We start from the raw sequence: 22,520 nt of genomic DNA, 5'->3' as shown, positions 1-22,520 counted from the left end.
ATTAAGGATTTCATGGTCTGGAGCTCGCAGAAGTCGACTGAGAAGACGCCCTAATCGTATTTTGAGAATACGAAAGGAAATGCGAACTAGAGGTAGTCGAGTGTCCGATAGGTCGGGCTTCCATAAAATACTCATGGTAAGAATGTGCGAAAAGCACTGACGAAATTCTGAATGTACGTGTCTACACCGCGAAGTTGTCTAACGGCAGCTACTACAAATCGTAGGGTTTGTGGGGTGGAGTAAAACTGGTCACTATGAAACTCCCTATATCGTTACAGGCGATATCAAGCAAACAGGCACAGAGGGATTACCTAAAAGTATGATGTACGGATAGAATTATCGGAACGTCGTAAGCTGAAAACACGGATACGCTTATTCGTAAATGAAGTGTTTGTAAGGAAAAGCTTTGACTATAACTTACATTAATTTCAGTGAAAGTGGTGGCACAGTACCTACGAAACAGTGATAACAAGCTGTGGAGGGATAGCCACTAGTCAACAGTAATTCAATCTATTTGACTGTTCATGAATTAGGTTCGGGTAAGACTAAGATAGGAAAACTTCATTATTACGGAAGGAACCAACTAATGACAGTCAAAGTTAGTAACAAAAAGGCACTGAGGTTCAATGAGTATTACGATACTCAGAAAATTCAAGACGAACTCTATCAATTATCTGCCGAAGGCAGTCATGTGTTTAGAGATTTAATGAGCTATATCACACAAGAAGAAAATATTTTATTGGCTTATCGAAATATCAAAAGCAATAAAGGCAGTAAAACTGCTGGAACAAATAAAAGAACGATTATTGATGTTGGTGAAGAAAACCCATATCAATTAGTTCAATACGTTCAAAATCGATTTAACAACTTTCAACCTCACTCCATCAGAAGAGTCGAGATTCCAAAGCCAAATGGTAAAACCAGACCGCTAGGAATCCCAACAATTGAGGATAGATTAGTACAGCAATGCATAAAGCAGATCCTTGAACCAATTTTGGAAGCAAAATTCCATAAGCATTCTTATGGATTTCGACCAGAAAGAAGTTCGCACCATGCCATAGCGATATTTCAGCAATGGACATTTAAAGGATTTCACTATGTAGTGGACATTGATATTAAGGGCTTCTTTGACAATGTAAATCATGGAAAATTGCTTAAGCAACTCTGGACAATGAAAATTCGAGACAAGACATTTATTTCAATATTGTCGAGAATGCTTAAGGCAGAGGTAAAAGGCATTGGAAAATCAACCAAAGGAACCCCACAAGGTGGTATTCTTTCTCCTCTTTTAGCTAATGTGGTGCTAAACGAATTAGATTGGTGGATAGATAGTCAGTGGGACGGATTTCCAACCAAAAGAAAATACAGTAGTCTGCTGAGTAAAACTCAATCAATAAGAAAGTATTCAAACTTGAAAGAAATCAAAATTGTCCGTTACGCAGATGATTTCAAAATCATGTGCAAAGATTATCATACTGCCCAGAAAATTTTCCTCGCAACAAAACAATGGTTAAAAGTACGACTTGATTTAGACATAAGTCCTGAAAAGTCAAAAGTAACTAATCTGAGAAAAAATTATTCTGACTTTCTAGGATTCAAGTTGAAAGTGAAAAAAGGAAAAGCAAACGGATATACCAATCGAAGCCGAATGTGTGATAAGGCAAAGATTAATGCGGTAGATAAACTAAAGAACAATATCAAAACAATCGCCGCTAATCCAACTGTAGATAATGTCAATAAGTACAACTCTGTTGTTCTAGGTTTGCATAACTATTATAAAATTGCGACTCTGGTCAACTTAGATTTTGTAGATATTGCTTTCACAGTAAATAAAAGTCTTGATTGTCGAACCAAAAATATTCGCAATAAGCACGGAACGCTAACCAGTACCTATCAAAAATTCTATAAACAATATAACTGGAAGAAACGATTCATAGCGAACATGATTTTATTTCCAATAGCCGGGATAAAATTTACAATGCCAAGAATCTTTCCGAAGGACTGGAATCGATATACGCCTGAAGGTAGGCTGTTTATTCATCAAAGATTAAAGATGGATATGCATACCGTTTATTACCTGCTGGAAAATTCCAATCCGAATAAGTCTGTAGAATTTAACGATAATCGAATCTCTCTGTTCATAGCCCAACAAGGAAAATGTCATGTTAGTGGTGAAAATTTATCAAAAGATAATATGGAAGTTCATCACATTAAGCCGTTATCACTTGGTGGGAATGATAACTATAAGAATCTTGTGATTGTTACAAAAGAAACACACAAATTGATTCATGCGACTAAAAGAGAAACGATAGTTCATTATTTACCTTTGGTATTAAAAAAGGAAAGATCATTAGAAAAGCTGAATAAATTACGTGCTTTAGCTGGGAATAGTGAAATAGAAATGAATTACTGTTGATGGAACGCCGTGTGAGGGGAAACTCTCATGCACGGTGTGAAGCGGGGGAAAAGATGGAGATAACCTCAAAGTCTTACCTATCGCTATCCATTGGTTATACAGATTTAACCGATTCCTATTGGCAAGCTCACTTGATCGGAGCAGGCAGAGTCAACTAACGAAAGGAAATGATAAAAGAGATGAAAACGAAGAAGATTGGATTACGGAGAAAAACAACAACTGGATTATGGCTACTTTTGATTGGTAGTGTCCTTTTTGGTGTGTATAAAAATTTCACCGCCATTGACCAGCATACCATCCACGAAGAGAAAATCATTGAAACCAAAGTCGAAGACACCCATTTGATGACGAGTTTCGTGGAAGACTTTGTCAAAGTTTATTATAGCTGGGAACCGAATAAGGAACAGTTAGAGAAGCGTAACGAGCAGCTTAAAAACTATTTGCCCGAACACCTACAACAATTGAACCAAGAGATGATTCGCTCAGATATCCCCACAAAATCAACTGTAACTAGTATCAAAATTTTGAATGTGACACCGATTAATGAAACAGATTATTCCGTTCGTTATGCATTGAAACAAGCTGTTGAAGAGGACACTGGTAAAAAGAAGGAAAACCGAGAAGTAGCTTCGGCATTTTCAGTCAATGTACGAACCAATCACAACAATCAGATTAGTATTTTAAGTAATCCAGTGCTTTCGGCATTACCAAAAAAGATGGCGATTAAAGAAGAACTTGTTCAAGATGATATGAGTATTGATCAAGAAACTAAAGGAGACATCAAAGAATTTCTAAGCACCTTTTTCAAAATCTATCCAACGGCTAAGAAAACAGAACTGGGTTACTATGTGAAAGATCAAAATATCAAAGAAATAAATAAGTCTTACACCTTTTCGGAAATCCAAACGATTAACTACTTCAAATCAAAAAATGGCGTCAAAGTCAAAGTTGTCGTAATTTACTTGGATAAAGAAACTAAAGCCATTTTACCACTAGAATATGAATTGGAATTACAAAAGGTTGAAAGTAAATGGCGGATCACGAATGAATTTTAGGCTTACAAAATCATCGTCTTGCGGTAGAATAAATGAACGATTAACAGAAGAAAAGGTGACGTTATGACATTTCATTTCTATTTTGCATGGCTACTTACGGGGCTCATCGCCAGCTTTTTTTACCGAAGGCTTCATAAGACACCTAGATGGATTCTTGCACCACTATACTTTGGGTTGTTCTTGCTTTTCGGCGGCTCATTTTTGTTTGGGCTATGTATTGTGTTTTATGAAAAAGTGTTGAATTAAGGTTCTTAAATTACTAGGAATAGTAAACCAAGCGGAGAGAGGGGGATCTTTGTTTGGTTTACTTTTTGTCTTTGAATCTTATGATAAGGACTCAAATCCAGAACTTGTTTGATTTTTTTCCAATCTCTCAATCAAATTCAATCTGTGTTGACAATTACGATAAGGTACTTATATATTCTTTTTTACCTTTAATGGCATTCTTTACTACAAATCTTTCTCGTGATATTTGTTTCTTATACATTTCTATTATTATTAACGATATTTTTATCGGATGTTCCGCTGTTGGTGACACTCTGAAAATCCTAAGTAACCCTGTTGTCTAAAAAAAGGACAATAGTTAGTGGTGCATTCTCATTCTTTATAATTGATCATCAATAAGGCCTTCAAGGAAACCATCTATAATTTTATCTTTACGTGACTTGTGGACTAACATAAATTTATTTTTGACTCTGACTAAAGGGTTATCAATCTTTTCTTGTAGTTCTGTATTGGTGCCCTTAATCAAAGCAATTGCTTGTTGATAGCCGAAATTATTCGTTTCGATTGGACTATAGTGAAGTGTTGTGCTGTACAGTTCAATAGCGCTACCTTTTTCAAGTAAGAATGTCTCCATTAAAGAGGCGTCGTACTGGTTATTTTCAATGTCATATCGATGCCCCACTACTAAAATTGAATCAGTAACTGCAACAATAACTTCGCTTCCTTGATGAAATTCTACAGCTGTAATTGTTTTGTTGTGACCAGCTCCCGAACCAAATTGAATTGGTAATCCGCCGAAAATATTTTTTCTTATCCAATCAAATTCGGGTAGATTCTCAATCGCTGGAACGGAAGCTATATATTGATTTCCAGATTCAGGAATGCTAATCAGATTCTTTTCGATGATTTCATCAATCATTTGTGAAAAATTATGATTTGTAATCACTTGTCCGTAATATTTGAAACTTCTGTGGTTTATTTTTTTCATAATATCCTCCATCTCGACTCTCTCTGCTCCGCTAGTAACTATCCTCTTAACTGAAATCGTTATCAAAAATATTAATCGACGAAAAGTTTGATAATGTTTAATTATTAGCTAATAATACGCAAAAACATTCTTGTCGTCAAACAAAAAAGAACTCAAAGCAACATTTTGTGTTGAATTAAGTTCGATAATGTTTTATCATAGGGGTGTGGAGGGACAATGTATGTTGAAAACAGAGCGTCAACAATCAATCTTAGCCATGTGTGATCGCTATGGGACGGTCACGGTTAAGTTTATTCAAGAGACCTTAGGGGTTTCTGATATGACCATTCGGCGAGACCTAGAGGAACTCGCGCAAAGGAAGCAACTTCTGCGTGTTCATGGTGGCGCGCAGAAAATGAACAATCAGGAAAACGCGACTACTCACATAGAAACAAACGAACTTTCTCATAAAGAGAAGAAAAAGCTACACACTAAGGAAAAGGAGTATATCGCCAAAAATGCGGCGGCGTACATTACCAAAGAAGATGACACCATCTTTCTTGGCTCAGGAACGACTATCGAGCTGATGACGCAGTATATCAACGCCACTTCCTTGCGAATCGTGACCAATAGTCTACCGGTGTTCAATCTATTGAGTGATACCAAAAGCTTTGAGCTGTACTTGATTGGCGGACTTTACCGAGAAAAGACCGGCGCTTTTGTCGGCTCGATTGCCAATGAGGCAGTCCAGAAAATCGGAATTAAGAAAGCCTTTGTCGGTGTGAACGGGCTAAAAGGGACAGAAGTTTCGAATTTCAGTATTGAAGAGGGGACGTTGCAGAAGATTGTGTTAGACAACGCCGCCGAGAAATGTTTGGTTTCCGATGCCAACAAATTTGATCATAGCGATTTTTACACTTTCTATGATTTGCGCAAGATTGATGCACTATTTACGGATACTACTCTTTCAGCCGAACTGAAGAGTTATTATCAGCAATACACCAAGATTATTCAATAAATAGGAGGAACGAACAATGCGTGTAGTGATTGGTTCAGACAGTGATGGAATGAGATTAAAGGAAGTCATAAAGGCAGACTTGCTTGAGAAAGGCTTTACTGTGGTAGATAAAAGTGAAACTGCTTCGGCAGATTTCGTGGAATCGACCTTGGCGATTGCCAATGATTTGAATGAAAACGAAGGGAGCTTAGGTATTGCTATCGATGGCTATGGTGCCGGTAGCTTTATCACGGCGGTCAAGGTAAAAGGTATGGTGGCGGCTGAGGTTTCCGATGAACGTAGCGCCTACATGACACGGGAGCATAACAATTCACGCATGATTACTCTAGGGGCGAAGATTGTCGGTGATGAGCTGGCGTTGAATATCGTCAGTGAATTTTTACAAGCGAATTACGATGGCGGTCGTCATCAGATTCGGGTCGATATGTTAAACAAAATGGCGTAATCAGAAAGGATGAATAAAATGAAAATCGCAATCGGCTGTGACCACATCGTCACAGATACAAAAATAGCTGTGTCAGATTTCTTAAAATCAAAAGGACATGAAGTATTGGATATGGGGACTTATGACTTTACCCGAACCCATTATCCGATTTACGGAAAAAAAGTCGGGGAAGCGGTCGCAAATGGCGCAGCGGACTTAGGTGTTTGCTTGTGTGGGACCGGTGTTGGTATCAACAATGCCGTCAATAAAGTTCCCGGTATTCGCAGTGCGTTGGTTCGTGATATGACCACTGCCATCTACTCGAAGGAACAATTAAACGCCAATGTGATTGGCTTTGGCGCACGAATTACTGGCGAGTTTTTAATTTGTGATATCTTGGAAGCTTTCATTAAGGCAGAGTATCAACCAACCGAGGAAAACCAGAAGCTCATCGCTAAAATTGACCATGTTGAAAAAGCTAGCGAAAATCAGTCCGATCCGCATTTCTTCGATGAGTTTATCGAAAAGTGGGATCGTGGCGAGTACCACGATTAAGAGGGCGGAGCGATGATTCTTACGATTACAATGAATCCTTCAATCGACATCTCCTATCCTTTGGAAGCCTTCAAGCTAGATACAGTCAATCGAGTGAAAAATGTTCGCAAAACCGCCGGTGGTAAGGGCTTGAATGTGACACGTATTTTAAAACAATTAGATACAGAGGTAGTTGCTAGCGGGTTGATTGGCGGAGCCTTAGGTGAAGAAATCAAAAAAGATTTAGACCGCAATGGCATTGCCCATGATTTTCTACCGATTAGCGGAGAGACACGGAACTGTATCGCCATCTTACACGAGGGACAGCAGACCGAGATTTTAGAAAGCGGACCGGTGGTTTCAGCACAGGAAGCCGAGGCTTTTCTGAAGCACTTTGAAAAGTTAGCGGCTCAGGCGGAGATTATTTCCATTTCAGGGAGCCTGCCGGAAGGACTGCCGGTTGATTTTTATCGTCAAATGATGCAGGTGTGCCACGGAAAGCCAGTGGTTTTGGATTGTTCGGGTGAAGCTTTGGCAGAAGTGCTTAAAGGGGACGTTAAGCCATCTTTGATTAAGCCGAACGCTGAGGAGCTGGCGGGGTTATTAGGGCGTAGTATTTCTACCAATGTAGATGACTTAAAAAATACGTTGTCAGATGCAATGTTTTCAGGTATCGAATGGATTGTTGTTTCGCTAGGGAGTGCGGGAGCCTTCGCCAAACACCAAGACAAATTTTACCGTGTAACGATTCCGAAAATAGCGGTCGTTAATCCAGTCGGCTCTGGCGATGCGACTGTCGCTGGTTTGACGGCGGCTATCGCAGAAGCTTGGTCGGCAGAAGCTATTCTCAAACAAGGCAATGTCTTAGGAATGTTAAATGCACAGGAGGCAACGACCGGACAGGTTGAATTAGCCAATTACCAAGCATTATTCGACCAAATTCAGGTAGAGGAAGTATAGGAGGATATGGATATGAACGAAGAAAAGCGTCAATTTATCAAGCAATTATGCAACGAAGAGGGTGTAATCGGTGCCCTAGCCATCGACCAACGTGGCGCATTAAAGAAGATGATTACAAAATTCAAAGGTAGTGAAGCCGAGGATGCAGAGATTGTCGAATTTAAGAAAATCGTTTCGTCTCAATTAACGAAATACGCATCATCGATTTTACTAGACCCAGAATATGGCTTGCCCGCAGCCGAAGTGCGCACGGACAATGCAGGTTTGCTACTCGCCTATGAAAAAACCGGCTACGATGCGTCTACACCGGGACGGTTGCCTGATTTACTGTCTATCTGGTCCGTTAAACGCTTAAAGGAAGTTGGTGCGGACGCCTGCAAGTTCCTGCTGTACTATGATGTGGACGAGGCTGAAGAGATCAATAAGCAAAAACACGCTTTTATCGAACGAATCGGTTCAGAATGTCAGGCGGAAAACCTGCCGTTCTTCCTAGAGCTAGTATCCTATGATGCGACTATTTCCGACGCAACCTCAAAGGAGTACGCCAGCAAAAAGCCCCACAAAGTTATCGAAATGATGAAAGAATTTTCCGACCCCCGCTACGGCGTAGATGTCCTGAAAGTGGAGGTGCCGGTTAACATGAATTATGTTGAAGGCTATGCTACGAGTGAAGTTGTTCATACCAAAGCCGAAGCCGCCAAACTTTTCAAGGAACAAGCCGAAGCAACGAATCTGCCATTTATTTTCTTGAGTGCTGGCGTGAAAGCAGAGCTATTCCAAGAAACACTCCGCTTTGCGAAAAAAGCGGGTTCCACCTTTAATGGTGTACTTTGCGGTCGGGCAACATGGGCAGATGGAGTAGAAAGCTATATTGTTGATGGCAAAGAAGCTGCCGTCGATTGGATGAACACCCAAGGACGTAAAAATATCGAAGAATTAAACGCAGTGCTGAAAGAAACAGCAACTTCATATCAGTTAGATTAGTTATGAAGAAAGATAGTTTATTGAGGTAGATTTTCTTTTCTGCTTTTCTATTTTTAAAAGAGAAGAGAGTGATATATTTGAGCTATTACGTATTGGAAAACCATGAACTAAAAGTAAAGATAGCTAATAAAGGAGCAGAATTAAGAAGTATTAAATCAAAAGTCGATGGAACTGAGTATCTTTGGCAAGCTGATGTTGTTTTTTGGGGACGTCATTCGCCAATTTTATTCCCGATTGTTGGTAAGTTGAAGGAGGATTGTTATAATTTTGAAGAAAAAAGTTATAACATGAATCAACATGGCTTTGCAAGAGACCGTGAATTTTCAATTAGTAAAAACGAACCTAATACCATATCATTTACATTGACTGATGATGATGAAACTCTAAAAATCTACCCTTTCAATTTTGAATTGACGATTGAATATAAGTTAATGAATAATAGTGTGCTTGTAAATTATCTTGTCAAAAATATTTCTGAAAAGAAAGTGATGCCTTTCAGTATTGGGGCTCATCCTGGCTTTAATCTTCCTTTAGATGATAGAACTTCGTTTGAAGATTATTATTTTGAAATATCTCCAAAGAGAACCCGTAAATATATTCCAGTTTCTGAAGATGTATTACTACAGATGAATAACGCTGAACTAGTTTCAAAGAATGTCTATGATTTAAAAAGGGAGTTATTCTCAGAAGGAGTATTGATTTGGGAAACATTGGGTAGAACTCGCATAGCGTTAAAATCAGATAAAACTGACAAGACAATTATTCTTGACTATGATAGTGTACCCTATTTAGGTGTTTGGTCCACTTACCCTCAAGAAGCTTCTTTTGTTTGTATAGAACCGTGGTGTGGTATTGCCGATACCATAGACTCAAATGGCGTTTTAGATGAAAAAGCAGGGATAAACATTTTGAGGCCACATGAACAATTTCAGACTAATTTCAAAATGACTTTTAAGTAAATCTAAGTGAAGGATAGATTCTAGTGTTTATTGATGTCATATCTTTTTTGGCAAAAATAGTAAAGAATGTTACGAACAGATAGTCGATTCACGAATACATCAGGGGAGCAAGTCACATTTTTGATAGGAAAAAATTTTGAAAAAGAGGGACGAAAAGCGTTTACATTTAAGATTGATGATGTTATACTGTGATAGAAATGACACATAAGAGATAACTTTTGTTTGTTGTGGAATGTAACTAATTCGATTAGGCATGACCACAAATCAAAATGCTTTCGGGCGCTTTGATTTGTGGTCTTTTTGTGTCTTCAAAAGGGGGAAAGAATATGTTTGTGATCAAGCAAATTTTCAATAATAATGCCGCTTTAATTCAAATTGATGAACAGTCACAAGCAGTTGCAAAGGGAAAAGGGATCGCTTTTGAGAAAAAAAAAGGGGATTTTGTAGATGTGAAACAAATAGAAAAGTTATTTACTCTAGATTCGGAAACATCAATTAAAAATTTATATTTTTTATTGAAAGATATTCCTATTGATGTGGTTACTGCTACTTATGAAATTATTCAAATGGTACGTGAAGATTATGGAATCAAAGTATTGGATTATATATACATTACCATAAGTGATCATATCTATGGAGTTTATCGCCGATATAAGGATGGTAAGTATCAGGAAAGTATGTTGCCAGATTTTTCCAAGGAGTATCCAACTGAGTATAAAGTAGCAGAAAAGGCACTGAATATCGTGAATAGAAGTCTTGAGATCAGCCTTCCGAAATCAGAAATAAAAAATTTAGCGCTGCATTTCATTAACGCTGGTGGTGAAGTAGAAGAAGAGAGGGAGTTGAACAAACAAGGAGATGCGAAAGCTTTGGTAGATATCGTAAAAACGGTTCTTACAAACCATGGTATCTGCCGAAAAAATTCTAGCGAAGATTATTATGATCGCTTGATGATTCACCTACAATATCTAATTGAAAGAATTCTGGAGAGCAAGGGAACTCAAGCTATGATTAGTTCACAGATTGTTGCAGATGTAAGAAGAAATTATCCTGAGTCCTTTGAGATTGCGACAGAAATCTTCAATGAGGTTAAAGAGAAATTGAATCGAGATGTTGGAATCGATGAACACTTTTATTTCATTATCCATATTCAGCGAATTATCTCAGAGATGCCGTTGAATAACAAAATTTAGTATAACTTGGGAGGAACTAAAATATGACAACAAGAGAAGAAGTATCAATGATTGGATTTGCTATTGTGGCTCATGCTGGGGATGCTAGATCAACTTTATTGGAAGCTATGGATTGTGCAAAGGGAGGTGATTTTACTCAAGCCCGAACATTAATTGAAGAAGCAAACGAATCCATCGTGGCGGCCCATAAAGAGCAAACAAAATTGTTAAGTGAAGAAGCTGGTGGCTCAGATTTAGAAGTATCTTTTATTATGATACACGCACAAGATACATTAATGACTACAATGCTCTTCAAAGATCAAGCCGAGTATTTTATCAATAGCTATGAAAGAATTACACAGCTTGAAGAAAAACTTAAATAGAAAAATATTGTAAAACTATAATAGTTGAATAAGAAGGAGTTACTTAAAAATGTTGAATCGTGTTAAAGAATTACCGAAAGGATTTGTTTGGGGAGCCGCAACAGCTGCTTTTCAAGTTGAAGGTGCAACCTCTATTGAGGGAAAAGGAAAAACAATGTGGGATGATTATTTAATTGAGCAAGGCAGATTTTTGCCAGATCCAGCTTGTGATTTCTATCATCGTTATGAGGAGGACGTGAAACTAGCTAAAGAAAGTGGTTTGGATGCGCTGCGAATCTCTATTGCTTGGTCGCGTATCTTTCCTGACGGTACAGGTGAACCGAATCCGTTAGGAGTCGATTATTACCACCGAGTATTTGCCGCATGTCATGAGAATAGTATTGAACCTTACGTTACACTGCACCATTTTGATTCTCCTAAAGCAATTTTCGATAAAGGAGATTGGTTAAATCGTGAGAATATTGAGGCTTTCGTATACTATGCTGAGTATTGTTTTAAAGAATTCTCAGAAGTTGAAAATTGGTTTACGATTAATGAACTGTTTGCATTGGCAATGGGGCAATATATCACTGGAATTTTTCCACCGTGTCATCACTTTGATGTGACCAGTGCTATTCAAGCACAACATAATGAGTTGTTAGCTCATGCGAAGGCAGTCAACCGTTTCAAGGAGCTGGGGATACCTGGGAAGATTGGCTTGATACACTCTCTACATCCGGTTTATCCGTTAACAGACTCTGAAGAGGATAAACATGCTGCAAAATTAACAGATGCTTTCCGAAATCGCTTTTTATTAGACGGTTCATTTCTCGGTTACTATTCGGAAGATACGATGGAGGCTATCAATGAGATACTATCGTTAAATGATGCCGAACTTGAAATTTTACCAGGAGATTTGGATATATTAGCGAGAGCTGCTATCCAAAATGATTATTTTGGTTTGAATTATTATCAAAATGATTTTGTCAAAAGCTATGAAGGAGAAAGCGGAAATACCTTCAATGGTACAGGAGAAAAAGGGACGTCTTCTGCGCTTCGATTTAAAGGGATGGGGCAGATTGTCAAAAAGCCAGGTATACCGACAACTGATTGGGATTGGAATATTTTCCCTCAAGGAATGTACGATATTCTGAAGGACGTATCTGACAGCTATCCGAATTGTCCGACAATTTATGTGACTGAAAATGGTTTGGGCTATAAAGATGTTTTAAAAACAGATGGCACTGTATGTGATGACGAAAGAATTGATTTCATTGATCAACACGTTGCGGCAATCTTGCAAGCGCGGGCTGACGGAGTAGATGTGGAAGGATATTTTGTTTGGTCTTTGCAAGACCAATTCTCTTGGGCTAATGGTTATAACAAGCGCTATGGTTTAGTGTATATAGATTTTGATACTCAAAAACGCTATTTAAAGAAAAGTGCGTTTTGGTTCAAAAAATTATCTGATACAAGATCGTAAAAAAAATCAGTGCTGAGTAGCACATATCAAATTGAAAAGGAGATGAAATATATGAATGCAATTATTTCACGTATTGAAAAGCATCAAGCGTTTTTTGAGAAAGTTTCTCGAAATATGTATCTGCAATCTGTTAAGGATGGATTCCTAGCAGTTATGCCAATTATTTTATTTTCAAGTGTTTTCTTACTTGTCGCGACACTTCCTAAAGTATTTGGGGTAGAATTGCCAGAATTTTTTACTGTTGGTTTGATGAAAATCTACAACTATACGATGGGTGTTGTTGGAATGATGGTGGCTGGAACAACTGCTAAATGTTTGACTGATTACATGAATCGTAAAATGCCTGAAGGCAGAGTCATTAACGGGACGTCTGTTATGATTGCAGCGATGTGTGGTTTTTTATTGTTAGCGGTATCTACAACTAAAAATGGTAATTTCACGGTAGGAAATATGGGGACAAAAGGCTTATTATCAGCATTTGTTTCAGCGTTCATCATTTCCAATGTGTATCGCTTCTGTATTTCAAGAGATATCACAATCCATATGCCAAAAGAAGTTCCAGGAGCGATTGCGCAGAACTTTCGCGATATTTTTCCGTTTTCTTTTTCCGTATTAGCTTGTGCAGTAATCGATATTCTTGCTCGGAATTTTCTAAGCGTACCTTTCGCAGATATTTTGATTAAGTTGTTCGAACCATTGTATATTGGTGCAGAATCTTATCTAGGGATTACGGTTATCTGGTTCTTGATGTCAATGTTTTGGTTTGTCGGAGTTCATGGACCATCTGTTGTCAAACCAGCAATCCAAGCGGTATTACTTTCAAATACAGCAGATAACATGGCTCAGTTTATTGCGGGGGATAAACCTAGTCACGCCCTGACTGAAAATTTCAGTAATTTCGTAGGAGCGATGGGAGGAACTGGAGCAACGTTTATCGTACCATTTTTGTTAATTTTTTTTATGAAATCAAAACAGCTGAGAACGATTGGTAAAACTTCGGTTATTCCTTGTATTTTTGCAGTGAATGAACCACTATTATTTGGAGCACCAATGATTTTAAATCCATATATGCTAATACCATTTGTGGTGGCGCCAATCGTAAATGTATGGATCTGTAAATTTTTTGTGGACAATTTGATGATGAATGGATTTATCTACGTACTTCCTTGGGCAACACCTGCGCCAATCGGAATTTTCTTAGATACTAATTTCCAGCTGATATCAATCGTATTGATCGTGTTGTTGCTAACATTGGATGCTTTCATCTATATGCCATTTTTGAAAGCTTATGACAAAGTATTGCTAAAACAAGAAGCAGCACGTACTGAAGGTGAGGCTATTTCTGGTGGGATAGTAGCAGAGAAACCTATTGAGGAAATGAAATCAGCTGATCCTGACCCAGAGATTAGCCTACAAATCAACAAACTTTCAGATAGGGAAAATTCTTTAAAAGTATTAGTTTTATGTGCAGGAGGAGGGACCAGTGAACAACTAGCTAATGCGTTGAAAATTGGAGCGGAGGAAACGAAATTCAATTTAGTTTCAAAAGCTGCAGCTTATGGGAATCACTATTCATTATTGCCGAATTACGATGTGGTTGTTTTAGCCCCTCAAATTAAGTCTTTCTACAAAGATATAAAACAAGACACAGATAAACATGGCATTTTATTGATTCCGACAAAAGGTTTTGAATATATTGAATTGACGAGGGAACCTGCAGGGGCTATTAAATTCATTACGGAAAAATTAACAGATTCAAAATTGAAGGACGAGCTAGCGTCGTATCTTTCATAATGGAATCATTATCGATCAATTGTCAGATTACGAAAATTTCAAAAGATAGAAGGAGTTCAAATGAAGATTACGGGATATAAAACGTATATGGTGCCTCCTAGATGGCTATTCTTAAAAATCGAAACGGATGAAGGTATTGCCGGTTGGGGCGAACCCGTTATTGAAGGAAAAGCGGCAAGTGTCGAAACAGCAGTTCATGAGTTTATGGATCAGTTGCTAGGTGATGATCCATCAGCTATTGAAGGCTGTTGGTCAAAAATGTACCGCAGCAGTTTTTACCGAGGTGGTCCCATATTGATGAGTGCTATTGCGGGTATTGACCAAGCACTTTGGGATATCAAAGGGAAAACAATGGGACAGCCGGTCTTTCAATTACTGGGTGGTGCAGTCCGAAATAAAATCAAAGTGTATTCTTGGGTAGGAGGTGATCGTCCTCACGATGTAGGGGCAGCGGCACTAGAAAGAAAAAATTCAGGATTCAAAGCAATTAAAATGAATGCAACAGAAGAAATGCAGATTATAGACAGCTATGAAAAAATCGATGAAGTAGTGCATCGCATTGAGGCGGTCCGGGATGCTTGTGGTCCGTATTTCGGTATAGCAGTTGACTTTCATGGTCGAATCCACAAACCGATGGCAAAAGTGTTAGCGAAAGCTATAGCACGCTTTAATCTGTTGTTCATTGAAGAACCGGTATTGTCAGAAAATAATAAAGCACTAAGTGCGATTACACAACTGGTGGAGACCCCAATTGCGACTGGCGAACGGATGTTTAGCCGCTGGGATTTTAAAAATATTTTAGAGAGCAACAATGTTGATATTATTCAACCGGATTTATCACATGCTGGAGGGATTACTGAGTGTAAAAAGATCGCAAACATGGCAGAAGCGTATGATGTTGCTGTAGCCTTCCATTGTCCGCTAGGCCCGATCGCTTTAGCTGCGTGTCTGCAGCTAGATGCTGTTGTTCAAAATGCATTTATTCAAGAACAAAGTCTTGGAATCCATTACAATGATGGCAATGATCTGATGGACTACATTAAGAATCCAGAAATTTTCGAGTATGAAGACGGTTATGTAAAAATCCCACAGTTACCAGGATTGGGTGTTATCGTGGATGAGGAGTTGGTGATTGAAAAATCAAAAATCCCTCATAATTGGCATAACCCCGTTTGGCGACATGAAGACGGAAGTATCGCGGAGTGGTAGATGAATATATGATAAAAGATATTATTACTATTGATGTAGGAACAACAAATACTAGAGTTAGCTTGTGGCGAGATGAAGAATTACAGGAAGTTTTTGTCTATTCACAAGGTGTTCAGAAAGCATCATTGGCGGGGAATAATGATACGGTGAAAAAAATTTTGGAGTGTTCAATCAAAAAATTGTTCAAAAAATATAATATTTTGGCGGAGAAAACAGTGATTATCGCTTCAGGAATGATAACTTCTGCTTTTGGACTTGTTGAGATTCCTCATTTGAATGCACCAGTAGGAATTCAAGAATTAGCAATATCGATGAAGCAATTTTCATTTCCCGAGGTTTGCCCGCAGCCTATCTGGTTCATTCCTGGTGTAAAAACTCAATGTCAAGACAAGTCACGGCTTTCTTCGATTCAATATGATGTGATGCGGGGAGAAGAAACAGAGGCGATGGCAGTATTTTCATTGCTGAAACCGACGATTTCTGATGAGCATATCTTTGTAATGCCTGGAACACATACCAAGTTTATCAAACTGGATAAGAACGGTAGGATTGTTAAATCAAAAACTGCTACCACAGGGGAGATACTTTCATTATTGACCAAGAAATCGTTGATAGCTACAGATGTTCATCATCGTTTCTATGATGAATTAGATGAGTCATATTTGTTATCAGGATTTCATTCTGCTAGGAGTAACGGTATTGGCAGTGCTGTATTTGATGTACGCATATTGGGGCAAACTCATAATGCTTCGCGGAATCAGCGAGCAAATTATTTGTTGGGGGCCGTACTTTCTTCGGATATCCAACTATTAGAAAATTTTTTAGAACCCAATGAAACAGTAGTACTGACTGGCAAAAAGGAGCTTAGAGAGGCGATACATGTCATTCTCAATGACTTAGATAATTTTAGCCATCCTATCATAATCATTGAAGCTAACGATTTAGCTGGTCGAGGTGCATTATTGGCTGGAAAAAAAAGGGGATTGTTAAGAAAAGAGGGATAAATTAATGGAATTGGAAAATTACCCAAAAGCGACCGCTATCCTGCGTGGATATACTTATGAAGAGGCAATGCTAATTATTCGTGTTCTAAGTGAGTTTAAGCATTTTATAGGAGTCGAAGTTACAACAAATAATAGTGACCACTTAAAAATTATCCATGATGGAAAAAATAGATTTGGGGATAAAATTTCGATTGGTGTTGGAACAGTCGTAACTGTCGAACAAGCAGAGGAAGCAATAGAAGCGGGTGCTGAGTTTATGTTAGGCCCGCAAAAATTTAATGACAAAATTTTTAAACTAGCTAAAAGAAAGGGTGTTCTAACAATTCCTGGGGCCATGTCGCCCACAGAGATATTCAAAATGTTTGAGATGGGTGCTGATATTGTTAAGGTGTTCCCCGCCAACTGTCTTGGACCGGAATATTTCAATCAAGTGCAAGCCCCTTTAGGAAGTTTACCTTTGATGGCTGTAGGAGGGGTAGATCAGACTAATGCACAAAACTATTTGAACAATGGAGCCTCTTATGTAGGAATTGGTTCAAAATTTTTTGAAAAAAGTGCTGTTCACCAACTAAATTACGAGAGGCTAATGGAGTTGGCTGAATCTTTTATAGATAGTTTAAGAGTTGAATAGAACCCATTTGCGGAATACAACTTGTTTTATAATATGGCGTTATCTGTATAAAACATAGTATCACAGTGAATGAGATTGAACTGGTAGATTGATTTTTCGACCAGTTCTTTTTGCGCGCTCTGATGCTTGATATATTCCCAACGAGATAAAAAATCCCCCAAGATACTAAGATGAAGCGTTTATCCAACCTCATACTTAGATAAAAAGGAGGAAATGTTCTGAATGATAAACAAAAATTAGCGCGCACAATTTGGCGATGAAAAAATCATATTGTATTTACGTCAAAATATCACCATCAAATTATTTATGGAAAACATAATAGGCATAAACCCGATTGCTCGGCTACTATGTGGACACAATTATAGTTTTAAAGATAAGTTTCAATTACTTATTTTACACCTCTTCTTTAGGGATAAAACTTTTCCTAACGGTCAATTTTGCGCCGATTAATGTTTTCTTTGATATGTCCCGCGAATATACCAGTTGATCACTTAATAAATCTACACAGGTTTTAGCTATCTCTTCGATATCTATCTTAAAAGTTGTAAGTGGTGGTGCAACGAATTTTGCGATGTCGTCATCATTAATACTTATTACTGCCATATCTTTAGGGATGTTAATACCCAATTCATGGCAGCCCTGAAGAACGCCGGCAGCTATAGTGTCAGATGGTATGAAACATGCTTCGGGCATATCTTCATTTAACTCAGCTTTCATTTTAAGAGATAATTGATACCCTTCGTCAACAGTAAATGATCCTTGGGAGAAAATATACTTTTCATTGAGTAGTCCGCTCTTTTCTAAATGATATCGGAAGGCATATTCACGGCTATCAATCTCTTCTTTACCCGTTTCTAGGTTAAAGAAATTTCCTCCAATAAATCCAATTTTTGTGAAACCTTCATTAATAAAGTAGTTAATTGCTTGTCTGGCCATTTCGTGGAAATCAGGTTCTACAGTATCGAAGTGTTCAGGTAATGGGTTTATTCCTCGGATTACCCCCTTATACCCTTTTTGATTTAAGTAGTACAATTCCTTTTTTGTCAATTGTCCTATTGCGATAAATCCAGTAATATCGTCAGGAATGCTTTTTACACCATCGTTTTTAGAGATGAAAATCAAATCTAGATTAGCTTTTTTACTATATTTTTTCAAATCATCTTTGACATGTTGATAGTAGACATCCTCTTTTAACTGTTCCTCTGAGATCCAAAAAAGAATGGCAATCTTGTACAGAGTAGTCTTAATTTTTGTCAGATCATATCCTAAAGATTTGGCTGTAACGATTATTTTGTTTTTAGTATCAGATGTAATAGAGAGTGACTCATCACCTTTAAAAAGTCTTGATATAGTAGCCGTTGAGTAACCGGATTTTTTTGCAATATCTCTAATAGTAACCATTGTTCATCCTCCTAGGGATATAATAATCCTTTTCTTTGTTAAAGTAAATCGAAACTGCTCTTTTAGTAACTTAAATTACTTTTTCTAGCAGGAAACGAAACTCTGATATTCGCAGAGAGCCTAATCCATTAACAGAGAAGATTGAATCGATAATGGATAGCCACTTGGAGAATGATTAGTAGGTGGGATTGATTTTTAGTGGGAATCAGTCCGTTTTCTTGTTTCGTGTAAATTAAATTAGTAAAAAGATAAATTTATTTTACGAAAAACGTTTACAAAGTGGTTTTTGAATGGTATATTTATTTTACATCAAGGGATATAAGTGCTTGTATATCGCAATAAAATAGATATTCGAGGTCGATTTTTCGTTGTGTAAAAAAATTTACTTATACATGTTAAAATTATGCTGAGGTGATTTATGGATTATTGGCATATTGATCAAACTAATTTTCAAGGAGAGATTAAAATGAATTTTAAAACTTTACCAGAAGACTTTATTATGGGAGGAGCTACGGCAGCTTATCAAGCAGAAGGCTCTACAAAAGAAGGTGGAAAAGGGCAAGTAGCGTGGGATACTTTCCTTGTAGAAAAGGGACGCTATACTGCTGATCCAGCTAGTGATTTTTATAATCAATATCCAGTTGATGCTGAATTATGCAAAAAATTTAAAATTGATAGTATTAGGATGTCTATTGCATGGAGCCGTATTTTTCCAAAAGGCTATGGGGAAGTGAACCAAACAGGAGTTGAATATTATCATAAGGTATTTGCTGAATTGAATAAGCAAGGTATTATTCCTTTTGTAACTCTTCATCATTTTGATACCCCTAAAGAACTATTTGATAATGGAGATTTTTTAAATCGAGAAAATGTTGAACATTTCGTAAACTATGCACAGTTCTGTTTCGATGAATTTTCTGAGGTTCATTATTGGAGTACATTTAATGAGATTTATCCAGTAGCTTCAAATCAATATTTGATCGGATCGTTTCCTCCAGAAGTTCAATTTGATATAGAGAAGACTGTAACTTGTTTACACAACATGATGTATGCGCACGCAAAGACAGTAAACATTTTTAAAGATGGTGGATATAAAGGGGAAATTGGTGTTGTTCACTCGCTAGAGACAAAATATCCAGCAAGTGACAAAGAAGAAGATAAGCATGCTGCGAAATTAGATGATGCGTTATCAATTAAGTTCTTATTAGATGCTACTTATTTAGGGTATTACTCAGATGAAACAATGGCACATATTAAAGAGATTTTAGCAGCAAATGGGCAATCTGCAGATATTGATTCTAATGATTTTAGAGAGATGAAAAAAGCAGCAAATCGAAATGATTTTCTTGGTATCAATAACTATGGTAGCCATTGGGTTAAAGAGTACAAAGGAGAAAGCACACTTCACTACAACACTACCGGAGAAAAAGGTAGCCAAGTCTATTGCATTAAAGGGATTGGCGAGAGAATCGTGCGTGAGGATCTTCCGAAAACTGATTGGGATTGGATCATTTATCCAAAAGGGTTATATGATTTACTTGTACGAATCCAAGACGAATATCCAAATTATAATAAAATATACATTACTGAAAACGGGCTAGGGTATAAGGATAATTTTGAAGATGGGATTATTCTAGATGATGATCGAATCGATTATTTACGCCAGCATTTTAATGCGATTTCCGATGCTATCAAAATGGGAGTTAATGTAAAGGGGTATTTCATTTGGTCATTAATGGATGTTTTCTCTTGGGTTAATGGATACACTAAGCGTTATGGACTATTCTATGTAGATTTCGATACACAAAAAAGATATCCGAAAGAGTCTGCATATTGGTATAAATTTGTTAGCGAAACAAAAACGATAATATAAAAATAGTTAGGAGGACAAGGAAATGGATAGGAAAGAATTGCAATTATTAGGATTTGAAATTGTTGCTTATGCAGGAGATGCCAGAAGTTCATTATTAACAGTGTTGAAGGAAGTGAGAAAAGGTAATTTTGATAATGTTGAACGATTATTAGCGGATGCTGATGAAAATTTAACCTTAGCGCATAACTCACAAACGAAATGTTTAGCTGAAGAAGCGTCAGGGAACGAAATGGAAGTAGGCGTAACTTTTATTCATGGGCAAGACCATTTAATGACAACGATTCTATTAAGAGAACTTATCAATGATTTTGTTGAATTGTACAAAGAAAAATTTGCTAAAGCATAGGAGGAGAAAAATGAATACGATTATTAAGCAAATTGAGAAGGGAAAACCGTTTTTTGAAAAAATCTCACGTAATATTTATTTAGGGGCAATTCGCGATGGCTTTTTAACTGCTATGCCAGCTATTCTATTTTCAAGTATTTTTATTATGATTGCGGCTGTTCCAGAAGTATTTAACGTGACGTTACCAGAGGCATTCTCGACGTGGCTTTGGAAAGTTTATGGTTATTCAATGGGATTAGTTGGTCTTTTGGTTGCTGCTACAACAGCTCGATGTTTAGCTAATTCAATGAACCGTCAATTATCTGATTCAGGTAAGCAGATTAATGAAGTTTCTGTTATGTTAGCGTCAATTTGTGGTTTTGTAATGATGGCAGCTGATCAAATTGATGGTGGGATAGCTACTGATTATTTAGGGACAAAGGGATTATTAGCAGCTTTCGTTTCTGCGTTTGTTACTGTAAATGTGTATAAATTCTGTGTTAAAAGAGATTTGACGATCCGTATGCCAAAAGAAGTTCCCGGAACAATCACACAGATGTTTAGAGATATTATCCCCTTTTCAATTGCAGTATTTATTGCCGTTTTGATTGATACGGGAGTTCGTCAATTTTTTGGAACATCATTTGCAGCAGGTGTAATTCAATTATTGCAGCCATTATTTGGTGCTGCTGATGGATATGTCGGTATTGCAATCATTTGGGGAGCCATGGCAATGTTCTGGTTTGTTGGTGTTCATGGACCATCGATTGTTGAACCAGCGATTGCTGCAATTATTTATGCGAACGTAGAAACTAACTTTGAATTATTTAAAAACGGTGCACAAGCCTCAAAAGTATTAACAGTTGGTCTAGGAAACTTTGTTGGAACGATGGGTGGTACTGGAGCGACACTAGTTGTTCCTTTTCTGTTCATGTTGTTCGCTAAATCAAAACAATTGAAAGCAGTTGGTAAAGCTTCATTTATTCCAGTTTCGTTTGCGGTAAATGAACCGTTACTATTTGCTACTCCTATTATTTTGAATCCGTACTTTCTAATTCCATTTTTATTAGCACCAATCGCTAACGTATGGATATTCAAACTTTTTGTCGATGTCTTGGGGATGAATAGCTTTATATCCGTATTGCCTTGGGCGACGCCCGCACCGATTGGCTTGGTTTTAGGAACCGGGTTTAGTGTGTTGGCGATTGTATTAGCGGTAGTATTGATTGTTGTCGATGCGATTATTTATTTACCTTTTGTTAAGGCCTATGATTCTGAATTAGTAGAACAAGAGTTAAAAAACATTGCTGCAGAAGAAGTAAAAGAAGAATTGGTCGAAGAAATCCAAGAAGTTGGTGCAACTGCGGCAGTTATAGTTGATGAAGCAAAAGCATCGGTTGGTGAAGGAAAGCGCGTTTTAGTACTTTGTGCTGGTGCCGGAACGAGTGCAATGTTGGCTAATGCATTAGAAGAGGGCGCAAAAGAGACAGGTGTTAATCTTTCTGCTAAAGCAGGAGCTTATGGTTCTCATTATGATATGATGAAAAATTTTGATTTAATCGTTCTAGCACCTCAAGTGAATTCCTATTTGGATGATCTCCGTAAAGATGCAGACAAATTAGGGATAAAAGTAATTGCAACTAAAGGTGCAGAATATATCAATTTAACACGTGATCCTAAAGGAGCAGTTGATTTTGTATTGAAGCAATTTTAGAGCTTGCTTA

At 37.5% G+C, this 22,520-nt stretch carries 20 protein-coding genes; 18 read left to right on the top strand and 2 right to left on the bottom strand.

Going from position 1 to position 22,520, the window contains the following annotated elements; genetic code table 11:
* The first annotated feature begins 586 nt into the window (after positions 1 to 586).
* Positions 587 to 2,416, top strand: coding sequence for a group II intron reverse transcriptase/maturase (gene ltrA / locus I592_RS09540; protein ID WP_002335621.1), 1,830 nt, complete (start codon positions 587 to 589; stop codon positions 2,414 to 2,416).
* A 179-nt stretch (positions 2,417 to 2,595) separates the two neighbouring features.
* Positions 2,596 to 3,471, top strand: coding sequence for a conjugal transfer protein (locus I592_RS09535; protein WP_010780418.1), 876 nt, complete (start codon positions 2,596 to 2,598; stop codon positions 3,469 to 3,471).
* A 604-nt stretch (positions 3,472 to 4,075) separates the two neighbouring features.
* Here the strand turns inward: I592_RS09535 and I592_RS09530 are convergent.
* Entirely contained in the window at positions 4,076 to 4,684 is a 609-nt protein-coding gene (locus tag I592_RS09530) for a DUF4867 family protein (protein WP_010780419.1), read from the bottom strand.
* A gap of 220 nt (positions 4,685 to 4,904) precedes the next feature.
* On the opposite strand from I592_RS09530, the gene I592_RS09525 reads away from it, so the two are divergent.
* The 13 genes from I592_RS09525 (at position 4,905) to I592_RS09465 (ending at position 17,197) form a co-directional block, all read left to right on the top strand.
* Entirely contained in the window at positions 4,905 to 5,681 is a 777-nt protein-coding gene (locus I592_RS09525) for a DeoR/GlpR family DNA-binding transcription regulator (protein ID WP_010780420.1), read from the top strand.
* A gap of 16 nt (positions 5,682 to 5,697) precedes the next feature.
* Positions 5,698 to 6,126 (top strand): galactose-6-phosphate isomerase subunit LacA, encoded by a 429-nt coding sequence (gene lacA / locus I592_RS09520; protein ID WP_010780421.1) that lies wholly within the window; start codon positions 5,698 to 5,700, stop codon positions 6,124 to 6,126.
* Positions 6,127 to 6,144: 18 nt separating this feature from the next.
* Positions 6,145 to 6,660: a galactose-6-phosphate isomerase subunit LacB gene (gene lacB / locus I592_RS09515; protein ID WP_002333921.1), complete on the top strand. Its 516-nt coding sequence runs from the start codon at positions 6,145 to 6,147 to the stop codon at positions 6,658 to 6,660.
* 12 nt (positions 6,661 to 6,672) lie between these two features.
* Positions 6,673 to 7,599: a tagatose-6-phosphate kinase gene (gene lacC, locus I592_RS09510; protein WP_010780422.1), complete on the top strand. Its 927-nt coding sequence runs from the start codon at positions 6,673 to 6,675 to the stop codon at positions 7,597 to 7,599.
* Between the two features lie 12 nt (positions 7,600 to 7,611).
* The gene (gene lacD, locus I592_RS09505) at positions 7,612 to 8,583 is read left to right on the top strand and encodes a tagatose-bisphosphate aldolase (protein WP_010780423.1); all 972 of its coding nucleotides are present in this window, start codon (positions 7,612 to 7,614) and stop codon (positions 8,581 to 8,583) included.
* A 68-nt stretch (positions 8,584 to 8,651) separates the two neighbouring features.
* On the top strand, positions 8,652 to 9,542 hold the full coding sequence (locus tag I592_RS09500) for an aldose 1-epimerase family protein (RefSeq protein ID WP_010780424.1): 891 nt from the start codon (positions 8,652 to 8,654) through the stop codon (positions 9,540 to 9,542).
* Between the two features lie 326 nt (positions 9,543 to 9,868).
* Entirely contained in the window at positions 9,869 to 10,735 is an 867-nt protein-coding gene (locus tag I592_RS09495; RefSeq protein ID WP_010780425.1) for a PRD domain-containing protein, read from the top strand.
* 23 nt (positions 10,736 to 10,758) lie between these two features.
* A complete protein-coding gene (locus tag I592_RS09490) occupies positions 10,759 to 11,097 on the top strand; it encodes a PTS sugar transporter subunit IIA (RefSeq protein WP_010780426.1) in 339 nt (112 codons plus the stop codon).
* Between the two features lie 49 nt (positions 11,098 to 11,146).
* A complete protein-coding gene (lacG, locus tag I592_RS09485; protein WP_010780427.1) occupies positions 11,147 to 12,559 on the top strand; it encodes a 6-phospho-beta-galactosidase in 1,413 nt (470 codons plus the stop codon).
* Between the two features lie 51 nt (positions 12,560 to 12,610).
* The gene (locus tag I592_RS09480; protein ID WP_010780428.1) at positions 12,611 to 14,353 is read left to right on the top strand and encodes a PTS transporter subunit EIIC; all 1,743 of its coding nucleotides are present in this window, start codon (positions 12,611 to 12,613) and stop codon (positions 14,351 to 14,353) included.
* Positions 14,354 to 14,413: 60 nt separating this feature from the next.
* The gene (dgoD, locus tag I592_RS09475; protein ID WP_010780429.1) at positions 14,414 to 15,562 is read left to right on the top strand and encodes a galactonate dehydratase; all 1,149 of its coding nucleotides are present in this window, start codon (positions 14,414 to 14,416) and stop codon (positions 15,560 to 15,562) included.
* Entirely contained in the window at positions 15,556 to 16,566 is a 1,011-nt protein-coding gene (locus I592_RS09470) for a 2-dehydro-3-deoxygalactonokinase (protein ID WP_224813458.1), read from the top strand. Before dgoD ends, I592_RS09470 begins: the two co-directional genes overlap by 7 nt.
* 4 nt (positions 16,567 to 16,570) lie before the next feature.
* Positions 16,571 to 17,197, top strand: a complete 627-nt coding sequence (locus tag I592_RS09465) for a bifunctional 4-hydroxy-2-oxoglutarate aldolase/2-dehydro-3-deoxy-phosphogluconate aldolase (RefSeq protein WP_010780431.1) — start codon at positions 16,571 to 16,573, stop codon at positions 17,195 to 17,197.
* A 393-nt stretch (positions 17,198 to 17,590) separates the two neighbouring features.
* Here the strand turns inward: I592_RS09465 and I592_RS09460 are convergent, their stop codons facing one another.
* Positions 17,591 to 18,598 (bottom strand): LacI family DNA-binding transcriptional regulator, encoded by a 1,008-nt coding sequence (locus I592_RS09460; RefSeq protein WP_010780432.1) that lies wholly within the window; start codon positions 18,596 to 18,598, stop codon positions 17,591 to 17,593.
* 466 nt (positions 18,599 to 19,064) lie between these two features.
* Between I592_RS09460 and lacG (I592_RS09455) the strand changes: the two genes are divergently transcribed.
* Genes lacG (I592_RS09455) through I592_RS09445 form a run of 3 tightly spaced genes read left to right on the top strand, consistent with a single transcriptional unit; the run spans position 19,065 to position 22,510 of the window.
* On the top strand, positions 19,065 to 20,471 hold the full coding sequence (lacG, locus tag I592_RS09455; RefSeq protein WP_044926197.1) for a 6-phospho-beta-galactosidase: 1,407 nt from the start codon (positions 19,065 to 19,067) through the stop codon (positions 20,469 to 20,471).
* 22 nt (positions 20,472 to 20,493) lie between these two features.
* Positions 20,494 to 20,817: a PTS lactose/cellobiose transporter subunit IIA gene (locus I592_RS09450; RefSeq protein WP_010780434.1), complete on the top strand. Its 324-nt coding sequence runs from the start codon at positions 20,494 to 20,496 to the stop codon at positions 20,815 to 20,817.
* Positions 20,818 to 20,827: 10 nt separating this feature from the next.
* The gene (locus I592_RS09445; protein WP_010780435.1) at positions 20,828 to 22,510 is read left to right on the top strand and encodes a PTS lactose transporter subunit IIBC; all 1,683 of its coding nucleotides are present in this window, start codon (positions 20,828 to 20,830) and stop codon (positions 22,508 to 22,510) included.
* Positions 22,511 to 22,520: the final 10 nt, after the last annotated feature.

It is taken from the genome of Enterococcus gilvus ATCC BAA-350 (assembly GCF_000407545.1).
GTDB lineage: Bacteria > Bacillota > Bacilli > Lactobacillales > Enterococcaceae > Enterococcus_A > Enterococcus_A gilvus.
The sequence above is the reverse complement of the archived record's forward strand: the minus strand, read 5'-3'. Positions and strand labels throughout refer to the sequence as shown.

Bases quoted from the DNA above. Each gene is read 5' to 3' on its own strand.
- ltrA (WP_002335621.1), top strand. From the start codon at position 587: ATGACAGTCAAAGTTAGTAACAAAAAGGCACTGAGGTTCAATGAGTAT.
- I592_RS09535 (WP_010780418.1), top strand. From the start codon at position 2,596: ATGAAAACGAAGAAGATTGGATTACGGAGAAAAACAACAACTGGATTA.
- I592_RS09530 (WP_010780419.1), bottom strand. From the start codon at position 4,684: ATGAAAAAAATAAACCACAGAAGTTTCAAATATTACGGACAAGTGATT.
- I592_RS09525 (WP_010780420.1), top strand. From the start codon at position 4,905: ATGTTGAAAACAGAGCGTCAACAATCAATCTTAGCCATGTGTGATCGC.
- lacA (WP_010780421.1), top strand. From the start codon at position 5,698: ATGCGTGTAGTGATTGGTTCAGACAGTGATGGAATGAGATTAAAGGAA.
- lacB (WP_002333921.1), top strand. From the start codon at position 6,145: ATGAAAATCGCAATCGGCTGTGACCACATCGTCACAGATACAAAAATA.
- lacC (WP_010780422.1), top strand. From the start codon at position 6,673: ATGATTCTTACGATTACAATGAATCCTTCAATCGACATCTCCTATCCT.
- lacD (WP_010780423.1), top strand. From the start codon at position 7,612: ATGAACGAAGAAAAGCGTCAATTTATCAAGCAATTATGCAACGAAGAG.
- I592_RS09495 (WP_010780425.1), top strand. From the start codon at position 9,869: ATGTTTGTGATCAAGCAAATTTTCAATAATAATGCCGCTTTAATTCAA.
- I592_RS09490 (WP_010780426.1), top strand. From the start codon at position 10,759: ATGACAACAAGAGAAGAAGTATCAATGATTGGATTTGCTATTGTGGCT.
- lacG (WP_010780427.1), top strand. From the start codon at position 11,147: ATGTTGAATCGTGTTAAAGAATTACCGAAAGGATTTGTTTGGGGAGCC.
- I592_RS09480 (WP_010780428.1), top strand. From the start codon at position 12,611: ATGAATGCAATTATTTCACGTATTGAAAAGCATCAAGCGTTTTTTGAG.
- dgoD (WP_010780429.1), top strand. From the start codon at position 14,414: ATGAAGATTACGGGATATAAAACGTATATGGTGCCTCCTAGATGGCTA.
- I592_RS09465 (WP_010780431.1), top strand. From the start codon at position 16,571: ATGGAATTGGAAAATTACCCAAAAGCGACCGCTATCCTGCGTGGATAT.
- I592_RS09460 (WP_010780432.1), bottom strand. From the start codon at position 18,598: ATGGTTACTATTAGAGATATTGCAAAAAAATCCGGTTACTCAACGGCT.
- lacG (WP_044926197.1), top strand. From the start codon at position 19,065: ATGAATTTTAAAACTTTACCAGAAGACTTTATTATGGGAGGAGCTACG.
- I592_RS09450 (WP_010780434.1), top strand. From the start codon at position 20,494: ATGGATAGGAAAGAATTGCAATTATTAGGATTTGAAATTGTTGCTTAT.
- I592_RS09445 (WP_010780435.1), top strand. From the start codon at position 20,828: ATGAATACGATTATTAAGCAAATTGAGAAGGGAAAACCGTTTTTTGAA.